Source organism: Streptomyces scopuliridis (assembly GCF_042790125.1).
Taxonomy (GTDB): Bacteria; Actinomycetota; Actinomycetes; order Streptomycetales; family Streptomycetaceae; genus Streptomyces; species Streptomyces scopuliridis_A.
In genome coordinates, this window is record NZ_JBHTZS010000002.1 from 386,216 (window position 1) to 399,249 (window position 13,034).

The following is a 13,034-nucleotide window of genomic DNA, read 5'->3' on the forward strand; positions in this document are numbered from 1 at the left end:
GCGGGCCAGGTCCCGGGACTGGCCGCATTCGAGCATGGAGGCGGTGCGCCACTCAGCTCACCGTCAGTTCGCTGATGCCCGACCGCCGTTCGCCCGCCGGCGCGTGCACCGTCACCCGGACGTGGCGCGCCGGGGTTCCCGGTTGTAGTGGCTGCCAGGTCGTTCCGTCCGTCGAGGTGTGCACCTCGTACGACGCCGGGCGCGGGGGCGTCCAGTGTGGGGTGACCGAGGTGACCGGGAGCGGGTGGCTCAGGTCCACCGTGAGTGCGGCCGTGGCGTCCGTGGGTACCCAGGAGGTGGCTGGGCTGCCGTCGACGGCGGCCGGGGCGTAGAGGCCGGGTTCTTCCGAGGTGGCGGTCGTCGGGTGGCAGCGGGCCGCGTTCGGTGTCGGGGCGAGGTCCGGGCGGCGGGTGGGCAGCGTGAGGGTCGAGCTCAGCCGTCGGTCGCCGGCCGGGGTGTGCACGGTGAACGGGGTGCCGGAGGTCAGCCGGACCGTCGTCTCGCGGGTGCCGATGGCCAGGTCGTACGTACGTCCCTGCCAGCGCAGCCCGCGCAGGTGCACGCCGTTCGGCAGTTGCGGCGGCAGCGTGGGGTCCAGCCGTACGCCGTCGGCGCGCAGCCGCAGCCCCGTCAGTCCGTGCGTGAAAACCTGGAGGAAACCACCCTTTCCGGTGAGGAAGTCCTGCGCGGGTGAGCCGGAGTGCGGATCGTCCGCCCCCGCCTTGGTGCCGCGCGCCTCCGAGAAGAGCGCGAACGGCCCCCGGACGAAGGGCCGGACCGCCCGCTGGAGGTATGTGTACACCGCGCACCCCGGCTCCCCGATGGCGGCGGCGTCGATCGCGTGGACCGAGTCCGTCATCGCGGGTCCGTCCGGGTCGGTGCGCTCGGCGTAGTAGTCGAGGGTGGCCGCGGCGGCCCCGGCGGGCATCGGCCACTCCAGCGGATAGGTCAGCAGGACCGTGTCCGCCTGTTTGATCCGCGAGCCGTCGTACCCCGCGTACTGGAGATAGATCGTGCGCCGCGCGTCGTACGGGATCCGGATCCGGTCGGCGATGTCCGTCCACCGCGCGGGGGCGCGCTCACCGACGAGCGCGGCGGTACGGGTGGCGTCGCGCAATACGGTGGCGGCGCCCGCGTTCGTGAAGACCCCGTCGGTGACGCCGTTGCTGTACTCGTCGGGGCCCGCCACCTCCCTGACCGAGTAACTGCCGTCGTCGTTGGCCGTGACCCGGGAGGCCCAGAACTCCGCGATCCCCTTCAGCAGCGGCCAGCCGCGCTCCCGCAGCCAGGCCCGGTCGCCGGTCGCTTCGTAGTACTGGCGGACGGCGAGCGCGATATCGCTCTGGAGGTGGTTCTGCGTGACGCAGTGCGGCGGGTTCCAGCTCTGGCACTCGTTCCAGAGCTCGCCCCGGCCTCCGCTGGTCCATGGATAGAACAGTCCCCTGAAGCCGAGCTTCCCGGCGTTCTCGGCCGCCGCGGCGCGGGTGCGGTAGCGGTACTCGACGACGGAGCGCGCCAGTTCGGGGCGAGTGACCAGCAGACCCGGGAACATCCAGGTCTCGGCGTCCCAGAAGACCAGGCCCGCGTAGTTGTCGCTGCTCAGCCCGGTCGGCGCGAGGCTGTCGGCGGAGCCCTCGCGGGTACCGGTCAGCAGCCCGTACTGGGCCGCGCGCAGCCACGCCTGGAGTTCCGGCTGCCCCGGTACGTCGATATCGGCGGCCCACAGGGGCGACCAGGCGGCCTCGTTGGCGGCGAACAGCGCGGGCCAGCCGCGCCCGGCCGCCCGCCGGGACGCCTCCACGGCGGCGGCGCGCGGGTCGCGCGAGGTGAGGGCCGTGTCGATGCCGACGTACTTCACGAAGTCGTACGTACGGTCCGCCCGGACCGTGACCGGGCCCCGGACGGCGGGCCGCAGCGCCGAGGCGACGGCGCCCGCCGTCCCCGTACCGTTCGCCCGGAAGGTGTCGACCCGTGAACCGTCCCAGGAACGGGAACGGGAACGGGACCCGTCCTGCGGTCCGGTACGGGTGACGCGCCGCGCGCCGCGCCAGTCGAGACCCCCGTCGAGGTCCACCGCCCCGGTCCAGCGCGGGGTCAGGCGCAGCCGTACGGCGCCGGTGTGCGGGTCGGAGCGGTCGGTGAGGATCTCGTACGTCAGGTCGGTGGCGCGGCCGTCGGCCGTCGTCCAGCGCAGGCTGGTGCGGACCACTCCGCAGCGCAGCAGAACGCTCTGGCGGTAGCGCGAGATCCGGCTGTCCGTCCCGAACGTCTCGCCGCCCACCCGTACGTTGAGGGTCGTCCAGGCGGGAAGCGCGGCGATGACCTGCCGCCCGGCGGTGACGGTCGGTTCATGGGCGTACAGCCCGGCCGCGAAGGCGCCGTCGTAGCGCGGAGTGTAGAGCGGCCAGCCGGTCGTGGTGCCGGTCTCGGCGTAACCGGCGCCCGTGGGCGGGACGCGCGTCCCGAGATAGCCGTTTCCGGTGTACGCGTGGTGGCTGTCGGCGGGGTCGATCCGGGTGGCGGTGGGCGACCAGCCGGGGTCGGCCTCCTCCCCGCAGCGCGTGCCGCCCGTCCCGTCGTCGGCGTACGAGACCGGAGGGACGGCGACCACGAGCGCGCCCGCGAGAAGGGGCGCGACAAGGGGCGTGAAGAGGGGCGCGAGGGCGTGTGTACGCGAGAAACTCACGGGGACGACCGTAGGAACGCCGGTACGGTGCGGGTGCGCACGGCGCGCGTGGTGAACGGCTGAACGGCCGGACCGGCTGATGGGAGCAGAGGACATGTCATATCCGGAGCCCCGCTACACCGGCGACCAGGGCGAGATCAACGTGACCCACCGGCCCGCCGGCACCCCCGCCGACGTGCGGTCACCGTCTGGCGGCCGGACGCATTTCGTGGCGTCCTCGCAGTCCACCGGGGGCGAGTTCGGGCTGTACCGGATGGACATGGTCCCGCACGGCGGCGGGCCGGGACCGCACTTCCACAAGACGATCTCGGAGTCCTTCTACGTACTCGACGGGACGGTACGGCTCTACACCGGGGAGGGCTGGATCGACGCGGAGAAGGGCGACTTCCTGTACGTGCCGCCGGGCGGGCTGCACGGATTCCGCAACGACGCGGACGAACCGGCGTCGCTCCTGATCCTGTTCGCGCCGGGGGCGCCCCGCGAGGAGTACTTCGAAAAGGTCTCCACGGTCGGCGGGATGACGGAGGAGGAACGGTCCGCCTTCTACATCAGGCACGACACCTACTGGGCGGACTGACCGTCTGCCCTGACCGCTTGCGCCGACCGCCTGCGCCGACCGCCTGCCCCGACCGCCTGATCTACGACCCGGCGCGCGCGGCGCGGTCGCGCGGTGGTGCGCCCGGTGCGGCAGCGGGGCGCGATGGGGCGTACCTGCGGTAAGTGCCTGCTTAAACGCAAGTCATCACTTCGGGTGAAACTCTGGCCCATGCTTGCGGTGATCAACCGACGGTTGCCACGCTGTTGCTGTCTGTCAACCTGATGGGAGTGGCCCGTGGCCTTCGGTGAGCAGCCCGCCTATCTCCGCGTTGCGAGCGATCTACGCGAGAAGATCGCCAATGGCGCCCTGCCGCCGCATACCCGGCTGCCCTCGCAGGCCCGTATCCGCGAGGAGTACGGCGTCTCCGACACGGTCGCGCTGGAGGCGCGCAAGGTGCTGATGGCCGAGGGACTGGTCGAGGGCCGCTCCGGGTCGGGTACGTACGTCCGCGAGCGCCCCGTCCCCCGCCGGATCGCCCGGTCCGGGTACCGGCCGCCGTCCGGCTCCAGCCCGTTCCGCCAGGAGCAGGCGGCGACGGGCGCGCGGGGCACCTGGGAGTCCCGCAGCGAGCAGGACCAGGCCGGGCCGGAGGTCGCCGCCCGGCTGGGGATCGAGCCGGGCGACCGTGTGATGCGTACGCGCTATGTCTTCCGGGAAGGGGGCGAGCCGATGATGCTCTCCACCTCCTGGGAGCCCCTGGCGGTCACGGGGCGTACGCCGGTGATGCTGCCCGAGGAGGGGCCGCTCGGCGGCTGCGGGGTGGTCGAGCGGATGGCCGCCATCGACATCGTCGTGGACAACGTGCTGGAGGAGGTCGGCGCGCGCCCCGGGCTGGCGGAGGAGCTGATGGCCCTCGGCGGGGTGCCCGGCCATGTCGTGATGGTCCTGGAGCGGACGTACTACGCGTCGGGGCGGGCCGTGGAGACCGCGGAGGTCGTCGTTCCCGCGGACCGGTACCGCATCGCGTACCACCTCTCCGTGAAGTGAAGTGCAGTGCAGTGAACTGAAGTCACGGCAGGTCAGGTCGAGTGACGGGCGGTCCGGCCGCCCGGCCTACGGCCCGGCGCGCGCGGGGAGTTGACGGCGCGTACGGCCCGACGTGTGCGGGTGTATGCCGGCCGCCGTCCATGGGCCGAACGGGCATGCCCGCGTCCCGCCGTACGGGCCGATCGGGCGCGCCCTGGGAGCCCGATCGGGCGTGCGGGACGGCCAGGGGGCGCGCGGGGTCCGTCGCCGCCCCGGTTTTCGGCGTTTTCTTGGCCGGATGCGTATCTCTTTGTACAAACACGTATCCGCTCTGTGAAGGTCAGGCGTAGGCTCCGGCATATGCGGATTGCGGTTTCCTGGAGATCTTCGGAGAGATGCAGGTCGGCGGCGGGAGGAGCGCGATGAACGACGGCGGAGCCATGCTCCCGTGGCTCGTCATACGGGAGGACGACAACGGCAACCGCTATCGCGTCGGCAGATATGCCACCCAGGACGAGGCGCAGAAGATAGTCGAGAGCCTCGACGGCCGCGGAGCGCAGCGGATCTACTGGGTGGAGCGCGTCAGCCAGACCACCGGCTAGCGTCTCCCCGTGCGCCGTACGGCACGCCCCTGGTCGAGCCCGCGTTACGCTCCGGCGCATGAGTGATCGTGTGGTGGTGGCGGGAGCGGTGTACGACCGGGGGCGGTTGCTGGCCGCCCGGCGCAGCGCGCCCCCCGATGTGGCCGGCCGCTGGGAGCTTCCCGGCGGCAAGCTGGAGCCGGGGGAGACGCCCGAACAGGCGCTGGTGCGTGAGCTGCGGGAAGAACTCGGCGTGGAGACGGAGCCGGTGGAGCGGATCCCCGGTGAGTGGCCGCTCAAGCCCGGCTATGTGCTCCAGGTCTGGACGGCCCGGCTGCTCTCCGGCGAGCCCCTGCCGCTGGAGGACCACGACGAACTCCGCTGGCTGGGGCCGGACGAGATCCATACGGTGGACTGGCTCGACCAGGACCGGCCGGCCGTGGCCGAGGCGGCCCGCCGGCTGCCCGCCGCCTCCACGCCGACCCGTCGGATCCCCTGAACTGGGCGTCGCCCGGGGCGCGGAGAGTACGCGAGAAGCGCGCGACGCACGCGCGGGCGATGCGCGGCGCGCGAGGAATGGCCGGCGCGCGAGCAATGCGTGGCGAGTGCGCGGCGAGTGCGCGGCGGTGTGACCACCGGTACGTCATGTGCGCGGGGGGCGTAGTCCGTTTGTCCCGGTGGACATCCCCTGTGGCGACGGCTGCGACGGTAGCCGCGATGGATATCGGGTATGTGCTGATTAACCCCCGTAAAAGGGACGCGGGTCTGCCGTCGGTCTGGGGATGTGATCGGCTTGATCGACACAGAGGGTGACGCATGTGCCGAATGGACCTTCCCTGCCGAACTCGATGCCGTACGCTCCGCCCGCCACGCCGTCCGTGACACGCTCCACGCCTGGCGTCTGCCACCGTCGGTCGGCGATATGGCAGTCCTGCTGGTGAGCGAGCTGGTGACCAATGCCCTGCGCTACACCTCGGGGCCGATCGGTGTCCGGCTCGCCGTACGCCCCGTCGAGCCGGGGCCTGGCGACCCGGGCGGTCCCGACGGCGCCGAGGGCACCGCCGTCACGGAGCGTGCCGCGCTGCTGGTGGAAGTCTCCGACCCGCTGCCCGAACCCCCCACCGAACGTCCCGCCGGTCCCGACGACGAGGGAGGCCGGGGGCTCCAGCTTCTGGCGGTTTCCGCCCGGCGTTGGGGCACGCGCCGGGGGAAGACTGGTAAGACCGTGTGGTTCGAGCTGCCCCTCCCTGGTTAGAAGTCTGGAAGGGAGAACGATCACAGCGGACTCGGCTCAAAAAGAACGAGACCGTGCTGTGATCGTGAACGCCGTGTCGGCTGGGGCCGTAGTGCTGAATACTGCGGGCATGGCCGGTCCGGTGCGTGAGCTGGAGGGGACGGTCGCGTGAGCGAGATATCTGGGGCGGCGGGCGACGTCGTATGGCAGAGCAGTCCGCCGGGCTCGATCTATGACTACATCAAGGTCGCTTCGTTCTCGATCGGCCCCGACGGGCTGGTCGACCAGTGGAGCGAGCGGGCCGCAGAGCTGTTCGGGGTAGGTGCCGACGAGGTCAGGGGCCGGGACCCGGTCGAGGTGTTCATGCCCGCCGACCAGCGCCCGCGAGGCCATCGCAGGGTCAAGGAGATCCTCGACGGCAAGGAGTGGACCGGCCTCGTCCCGTTCCGTACGAACGGCGTCGGCGGGCAGTACGGGCTCGCCGAGGTCTATGTGATGCCGAGCGAGACGGAGCGTGGTGAACGCGCCGCGCTCTGTGTCGTTGTCGACGTCAGAGCCCTGCGCCGGATCGAAACCGACCTCGCCGCCTCGCAGGCCATTTTCGGCCAATCTCCCTTTGGCTTCCTGCTGTTCGACACCCGGCTCCGGGTGCAGCGGGCCAACCAGCGCTTCGCGACCGTCTTCGGCGGCCGGGCCGACGACCATCAGGGCCGTACGGTCCACGACTATCTCTCCCGCCCCGAGGCCGAGCGGATGACCGCCGCGCTGGAACGCGTCCTGAAGACCGGAGAGTCCGTCACCGACCTCCAGATCGTGGGCACCCGGCCGGGCGACGCGGAGCGCCGGCACTGGTCGGTCAACCTCTACCGCGTGCACAGCGGCTCCGGGCGTTCCATCGGGGTCGCCGGGGTCGGCACCGATGTCACACGCCGTCACATAGCGGCCAGGGAGGCCGCGAGCGCCCGCCGCAACCTCGCCCTGCTCAACGAGGCCAGTGCCCGCATCGGCAACTCCCTGGATCTGGAGACCACCGCGCGCGAACTGCTCGGCGTGGCCGTCCCCGGCTTCTGCGACCTCGCCTCCGTCGACCTCTACCAGAGCCTGCTCACCGGCGAGGAGGCGCCGCCCGGACGCTGGGGCTCCTCGGGGGCCGATTCCGGCGGCGGCAGTGCCCGGCTGCGCCGGGTCGCCTTCGCCAGCGCCGTCTCCGACGTACCGCTGACCGGGCCGGGCGGCGAGGGCGACGGATATGTCCCGCCGGAGGTCGGCGCCGTCCACCGGTTCCCGTTCAGCTCGCTCAGCGCGGGCGCCCTGCGCACCGGCCGGGTGCAGACCATCCCCGGCGAGGCCGGCAGCCTCGTACAGTCCACCTTCGCCGTACCGATGGTCGCTCACGACAGCGTCATCGGGCTCGTCCAGTTCTCCCGTACGAAGGGCAGCGAGCCGTTCGGCGAGCGCGACCGGGCGCTCGCCGTCGAACTCGCCGCGCGCGCCGCGGTCTGTATCGACAACGCCCGCCTCTACCGGCGCGAGCACGAACGCGCCCTGATCCTGCAACGGAGCCTGCTCCCGCCCGGCGACCCGGAGGCCGCCGGGCTGGACATCGCCTGCCGTTATCTGCCCGGCAACACGGCCACGGAAGTGGGCGGCGACTGGTTCGACGTCATCGAACTGCCGGGCCACCGCACGGCGCTGGTCGTCGGCGACGTCATGGGGCGCGGTCTGCGGGCCGCCGTCGCCATGGGCGAGCTGCGCACGGCCGTACGTACGCTGGCGCTGCTCGACCTGGAGCCCGCGGAAGTGCTCTCGGCGCTGGACGAGATCGCAGCGGGACTGGGCTCGCCCAGCGGCGCCCAGCAGGCCTCGCGTGTCGCCCACAAGTCGCGCGACGCGGACCTCGCGGAGGTCTATCTCGCCACCTGCGTGTACGCCGTCTACGACCCGGTCACCCGGCGCTGCACGTTCGCCAACGCCGGTCATCTGCCGCCCGTCCTCGTCGAACCGGGCGAGGAGGCGCTGATGCTCGACGTGCCGCCCGGCATGCCCCTCGGCGTGGGCGGTGAGCCGTTCGAGCAGGTGGAGGTCGATGTGACGGAGGGCGCGCTCCTCGCGCTCTACACGGACGGGCTGGTCGAGTCCAGGGACCAGCCGCTGGACGAGGGCCTGGGCGCCTTCCGCGCGGCTCTCGCCCATCCGTCCCGTCCGCTGGAGGACGTCTGCGACCACGTACTGAACACGCTCGACACCCGGCACGGCGAGGACGACATCGCCCTTCTGATGGCCCGTATCCAGGGGCTGCCGGCCGAGGCGGTCGGGGACTGGCGGCTGCCCCGCGAGCCGCGCTCGGTGGGCCGGGCCAGGGAGCTCGCCCGTACGCAGCTGCTCGCCTGGGATCTCGAACCGCTGGTGGACACGGTGGAGCTGCTGGTGAGCGAGCTGGTCACCAACGCCATGCGCTACGGCGAGGGTGAGATCCGGCTGCGGCTGCTGCTCGACCGTACGCTCGTCTGCGAGGTGTGGGACGCGGGGCTGGTGCAGCCGAGGCGGCGGCGGGCCCGCGACACCGACGAGGGCGGCCGGGGTCTCCAGCTGGTCGGGCTGCTGAGCGCGGCGTGGGGTTCGCGCCGGACGCCGCGCGGCAAGACCGTCTGGTTCGAACTGGCCCTGCCCGACGGCGACTCGTCGGCCGAGCCGACCGTCGAGCAGCTGCTGAGCATGTTCTGACGCGGGGCCCGGGACGGTCGTCGGCCCGCGCCCCGGGCCCGTTCCGTCAGCCGCTCTTCAGCGCCGCCAGCCGCGCTTCGACCTCCGCGCTGTCGCCGAGACTGTCCAGGTGCTCGAACTGGGCGTCCAGCGACGAGGCCGCCAGCTCCTGCTTGCCCATCGCCCTCGCCTCCTCGCGCCGCACCTTGTCCTCGAACCGGCCGAGGTCGCTGGTCGGGTCCAGGACGTTGATGTTCTTGACCGCGTCCATCATCCGGTTCTGCGCAGCGGCGGACTTGGACCGCGCCACCAGCTCGTCGCGCTTCGCCTTCAACTCGTTCAGCTTCACCTTCATCCGTTCCAGACCGGTCTTGAGCTTGTCCACGACCTCCGTCTGGGAGGCGATGGTCGGCTCCGCGGTCTTCGCCTCCTTCTCGGACTGGAGCTGGCGCTCCAGCGCGACCTTGGCGAGGTTGTCGAACGTGTCCGCCTCCTCGGTCCGCCCCGCCGCGCGCAGTTCGTCCGCCTTCTTGCTGGCGGCCAGCGCCTTCTCGCCCCACTCACGGCCCGCGGCCACATCCTCCGTGTGGTCCTGCTCCAGCAGGCGCAGATTGCCGATGGTGCCGGCCACCGCCTCCTCCGCCTCGGCGATGTTGTTGGTGTAGTCGCGGATCAGCTGGTCCAGCAGCTTCTGCGGGTCCTCCGCCTGGTCCAGCAGGGCGTTGATATTGGCCTTCGCCAGCTGGCTGACCCGGCCGAGGATGGTCTGCTTGGTCATGGCTCTTCTCTCCTTGTGGGGAAAGTCCTTGTGGGGAAAGGTGATTCGTCGGCGAAAGGTGATTCGCCGGAGAAACGTGGTTCGTCGGGGACACGTGATGCGTCAGAACCGGCCGCCGCCGCCCATCCGGCCGCGCGTCCCCCCGCCGCCGAAGCTGCCGGGGCCGCCGCCCCGATAGCCCCCGCCCCGGTAACCCCCGCCGAACCCCCCGCCGCCGAGGCCGCCCCTGCCGCCCAGCAGGCCGCCGAGGAGGATCCCGCCGAGCACGGCGCCACCGAGCCCGGCGCCCGCTCCCTGGACACCGCCGCCGCCGTACCGGCTCCCGAACGACCGCACGTCCTGCTCGGCGAGGTCCTGCGCCGTCCTGGCCAGCGCGTCCGCCCGCTGCGCCTCGGCCAGCGCGCCCTGCGCGTCGCCCGACACCGAGGTGGCGTGCGCCAGCTCCAGCCGTCGCTGTGCCTCCATCAGGCGGGTACGTGCCTGACTGCCGACCGCCCCGCGATGCGTGCCGATGTAGTCGGCGGCGGCGCCGATCGCCGAGCGCGCGGTGAGCATCGCCTGATCGAGGAGCGTGCCGGCCCGGCGGCTGCCCTGCTCGCGCTCCCGCGCGCCGGTCAGCGCCTCGTCGAGGACCGCGTCCGCCTCCTCGACCCGGCGCAGCGCGTCGATCGGGTCGTACCGTCCGGAGTCCAGCTCGCGCCGTACGCCCGAGACCACCGCCTCGGCGCGGCCGATCCGGCCCTGGAGGTCGGCCGTGGACATCCCCTGCGTCGTGCCCTTCAGCAGCCCGCGCGCGTCGGCGAGATCCGTCTCGGTCTCGGTCAGCGCGCCGGGCAGCTTTCCGGCCGCCTCGGTCAGCTCCTGCGCACGCCGTTCGACCGTCTCGACGAGCGTGGCCGTCTGTCCGACGGCCGCCTCCGCCGCCCGCACATGCACGGCCGCCTTGCCGTTGTCGCCCGCGGCGGTGAAGCCGCGGGCCTCGTCCAGCGCGGTGGACGCGAAGACGAGCCGGTCCTCCGCCTGGGAGACGCTGTCCGCGACGGGCGCGGCGGCGGAGTCGGCGTACTGCTCGCGCATCGCCGCGAGCGTGTCCCGCGCCGTCGCGACCCGCCCGGTCAGCTCGCGGAAGGTGGCCCCGACGGTCTCGACGGCCTGCGGCGCGTTCCGTTCCAGCGCCCGGAGCCGGTCGAAGCCCTCGGACTCGGCGTCCAGCCGGCTGTTGGCCTCCGCGCAGCGGGCGAGGATCTCGTCCAGCATCCGGCGGCGGGTCGGGTCGTCCTCCGGGAAGGCGTCGTCCAGTTGCTGGCGCAGCCGGAAGGCGAGCGTCAGCTGCCCCTTCGCGAACGCCACGGCATCGGTGAACGGCGCCGCCGCCTCCTCGCCGAACTGCGCCGTGGCGAAGCCCAGTTCCTCCTGGCTGGTGCGCAGCGCGTCGTCCGTCTCGACGAGGACCTGCTTCGCCCGGCTGTCGAGCTCGGGCAGCGGAGTGGACGCGGGCCCTTCCGTACCGCCGGGGGAGCCCCAGCCCTGCCGCCGCCCGCCCTGCGGTGTCGTACGGGCCGTCATGCGCCGCTTGCGTTTGGCGAAGGAGTACGCCCCGATGGCCGCCGCCCCGAGCACCACGACGACGGGCAGCACCAGATTGGTCGCCGCGCCTCCGTCGGCCGCCGGACCGCCCGGGTCCGCCACGCCGGGTGTGATGGCGGGCGTGGGCACCGGCCGGCCCGCGAGCACCGCGCCGAATCCGTCCGCGGCGCCGATCGCCGCCGCGGACCAGTCGTTCTGCCGCAGCGCGGGCTCGACGGCGGTGCGCGCGACCGTGGCGAGCTGGTCGTGGGTGAGGGGCGAGTCGATGTCCGCGGAGTAGGCGTACTGCCGGTCGTGGGTCGCGACCGCCAGCAGGAGGTCGTCACGGCCCAGGCCGTTGCGGGTGGCCGTGGCGTCGGCCCAGCTCTGCGGCGAGCGCCCGGAGAAGTCGCGTACGTACACGACGAAGAGCTGCACCCGCCGGTCGTTGTAGAGCCGGTCGAGAGCCCGGCTCACCGCGGTCCGCTGAGCGCCGAGCGCCCCCACCTTGTCGGTGATCTGCCCCTGCCGGTCGAGCGGGATCGGCTGCTCGGCGGCGGCCCGCTGAGCCGTGGGTACGACGAGCCACCACGCCATGACCAGCGCGGCCAGGAGGGTTCTGGCTATACGCGTCCTACGGCGGCGGGGCGCGGGGAGGCTCACGGGTGGCGTCACATTTCGGAGGTTATGTCCGCTCAAGGGCGGGCGCGACCGGACGTAGAGCCTCCTGGAACGGGTGCCGCGCCGTCATCGGACGGCGCCCGCGCATAGCCTGAGCGTCCCCGTGACCGGCCGGTCACGGGCACACGGGGGAGGGTCGGCCTTGCGGGCACAACTGCGCGGATTCGGACGGACACTGATACGGGCCTGGCGCGCTCCCCGCGCGCGGTGGCCCAAGCGGGTCGCGCTGGCGCTCGCCCTTCTGCTCGTCGTACCGGCCGTCACCGGCGCGGTCGCCCTGCGCCTCAGCTACGCGGGCGACCTCCAGGACGGCACCCGCACCCGCGGCAAGGACGCCATCTGGCTGGGCCACGCCTGGGTGGACGGCCGGAAGAAGGACGCGGATCTCGCCGCCTTCGCACAGCGGATCCGCGGCACCGGGATACGCGACCTGTACGTCCACGCCGGGCCGCTGGAACACGACGGCACGCTCCCCACGGCCCGTTACCCGCGCGCCCGGTGGCTGATCGACGCCGTCCACCGCGAGATCCCCGGCGTACGCGTACACGCCTGGCTGGGGGACAAGCTCGGGACCGAGACCCCCGACGGACTGCGACTGGAACGGGCCGCGTCCCGCGCCGCCGTGGTGGGCTCCGCCCGGCAGATCCTGGACGCGGGCTTCGACGGCGTCCACTTCGATCTGGAGCCGCTGCACTCCGGCGACCGCGACTATCTCTCGCTCCTGGACGATCTGCGCGCGCTCACCCGGGCCCGGGAGGCGCCGCTCTCCGTCGCCGCCCACCAGATCGATCCGCTGCCCGCGCTGCACTCCGTCGCCGACGCGCTCACCGGACACCCCAAGTGGTGGTCGCAGGCGTTCTTCGCGCAGGTCGCCCGGCGGGTCGACCAGATCGCCGTCATGTCGTACGACACGGCGATGCCGCTGGAGAGCCTGTACGGCGGCTATGTCGCGCAGCAGACCTCGCTCGCCCTCGAAGTCACGCCGGAGGACACCGATCTGCTGATGGGGCTGCCCTTCTACTACGAGGACGACCTCAGCCACCACGGCCACGCGGAGACCGTCGCGGCCGCGGTCCGCGGCGTCAGGCTGGGCCTGGGGCGCACGGACCGCGACCGGGACCGCTTCGGGGTCGCGATCTATGTCGACTTCGCGGCGACGGAGCAGGACTGGACGTCCTACCGCGAGGGCTGGGGCCGCCCGGACGAGGCGTAAAGCCTGTCCGGACGGGGGTCCGAGCCGT

The 13,034-nt window shown here is 72.6% G+C and carries 10 protein-coding genes; 7 read left to right on the forward strand and 3 right to left on the reverse strand.

From position 1 onward, the window contains the following. Window positions 1-52: 52 nt before the first annotated feature. Window positions 53-2,686, reverse strand: coding sequence for a discoidin domain-containing protein (locus tag ACFRKB_RS04005; RefSeq protein WP_383103074.1), 2,634 nt, complete (start codon window positions 2,684-2,686; stop codon window positions 53-55). Between the two features lie 94 nt (window positions 2,687-2,780). Between ACFRKB_RS04005 and ACFRKB_RS04010 the strand changes: the two genes are divergently transcribed. The 6 genes from ACFRKB_RS04010 (at window position 2,781) to ACFRKB_RS04035 (ending at window position 8,789) form a co-directional block, all read left to right on the forward strand. Beyond that, window positions 2,781-3,263: a cupin domain-containing protein gene (locus ACFRKB_RS04010; protein ID WP_383103075.1), complete on the forward strand. Its 483-nt coding sequence runs from the start codon at window positions 2,781-2,783 to the stop codon at window positions 3,261-3,263. A gap of 255 nt (window positions 3,264-3,518) precedes the next feature. Next, entirely contained in the window at window positions 3,519-4,271 is a 753-nt protein-coding gene (locus ACFRKB_RS04015; protein ID WP_365973647.1) for a GntR family transcriptional regulator, read from the forward strand. Between the two features lie 401 nt (window positions 4,272-4,672). Beyond that, a complete protein-coding gene (locus tag ACFRKB_RS04020) occupies window positions 4,673-4,852 on the forward strand; it encodes an SPOR domain-containing protein (RefSeq protein WP_365973648.1) in 180 nt (59 codons plus the stop codon). A gap of 58 nt (window positions 4,853-4,910) precedes the next feature. Next, window positions 4,911-5,330, forward strand: a complete 420-nt coding sequence (locus ACFRKB_RS04025; RefSeq protein WP_365973649.1) for a (deoxy)nucleoside triphosphate pyrophosphohydrolase — start codon at window positions 4,911-4,913, stop codon at window positions 5,328-5,330. Window positions 5,331-5,615: 285 nt separating this feature from the next. Continuing rightward, window positions 5,616-6,086, forward strand: coding sequence for an ATP-binding protein (locus ACFRKB_RS04030; protein ID WP_383103078.1), 471 nt, complete (start codon window positions 5,616-5,618; stop codon window positions 6,084-6,086). 147 nt (window positions 6,087-6,233) lie between these two features. Continuing rightward, entirely contained in the window at window positions 6,234-8,789 is a 2,556-nt protein-coding gene (locus ACFRKB_RS04035; RefSeq protein WP_383103079.1) for a SpoIIE family protein phosphatase, read from the forward strand. Between the two features lie 46 nt (window positions 8,790-8,835). Here the strand turns inward: ACFRKB_RS04035 and ACFRKB_RS04040 are convergent, their stop codons facing one another. Together ACFRKB_RS04040 and ACFRKB_RS04045 are read right to left on the reverse strand one after the other, a co-directional pair. Next, the gene (locus tag ACFRKB_RS04040; protein ID WP_365973652.1) at window positions 8,836-9,546 is read right to left on the reverse strand and encodes a PspA/IM30 family protein; all 711 of its coding nucleotides are present in this window, start codon (window positions 9,544-9,546) and stop codon (window positions 8,836-8,838) included. A 102-nt stretch (window positions 9,547-9,648) separates the two neighbouring features. Next, the gene (locus ACFRKB_RS04045; protein WP_383103285.1) at window positions 9,649-11,709 is read right to left on the reverse strand and encodes a TPM domain-containing protein; all 2,061 of its coding nucleotides are present in this window, start codon (window positions 11,707-11,709) and stop codon (window positions 9,649-9,651) included. 226 nt (window positions 11,710-11,935) lie between these two features. Between ACFRKB_RS04045 and ACFRKB_RS04050 the strand changes: the two genes are divergently transcribed. Next, window positions 11,936-13,006, forward strand: coding sequence for a glycoside hydrolase family 18 protein (locus ACFRKB_RS04050; protein WP_383103081.1), 1,071 nt, complete (start codon window positions 11,936-11,938; stop codon window positions 13,004-13,006). Window positions 13,007-13,034: the final 28 nt, after the last annotated feature.

Coding starts and splice junctions, on each gene's coding strand:
- ACFRKB_RS04040 (WP_365973652.1), bottom strand. CDS start 9,546: ATGACCAAGCAGACCATCCTCGGCCGGGTCAGCCAGCTGGCGAAGGCC.
- ACFRKB_RS04045 (WP_383103285.1), bottom strand. CDS start 11,709: ATGGCGTGGTGGCTCGTCGTACCCACGGCTCAGCGGGCCGCCGCCGAG.
- ACFRKB_RS04010 (WP_383103075.1), top strand. CDS start 2,781: ATGTCATATCCGGAGCCCCGCTACACCGGCGACCAGGGCGAGATCAAC.
- ACFRKB_RS04020 (WP_365973648.1), top strand. CDS start 4,673: ATGAACGACGGCGGAGCCATGCTCCCGTGGCTCGTCATACGGGAGGAC.
- ACFRKB_RS04025 (WP_365973649.1), top strand. CDS start 4,911: ATGAGTGATCGTGTGGTGGTGGCGGGAGCGGTGTACGACCGGGGGCGG.